Below are 304 nucleotides of genomic sequence, written 5' to 3' on the forward strand. Positions count from 1 at the left end.
GTATTTTCCATCCGGCTGAATCATGCGGCCTTCCCAACGGCCATCCTTGCGCTTATAAATATTTTCTCCTTTTCGTGCCATCGTGTATAAATCCTCCTCTGTAAACCTTAATGAGTGACGCTAAAATTGACGGCTTATTTTTAGTACAGATAAAAATATTTTCATGATTGTGACAGAACTGCTTGCACAAATGCTCTGATATCAAAAACTGGCGTTTGATTGACAAGCAAATACAAGAGGTATATAATGAAAATCGTCATATTTTGTCTAAAATAGCCGTCATGGTTTCAAATAAACTGTGACA

Origin of the sequence: Oscillibacter sp. UBA6647 (assembly GCA_002455655.1) — a bacterium.
Taxonomy (GTDB): Bacteria; Bacillota; Clostridia; order Oscillospirales; family Oscillospiraceae; genus Oscillibacter.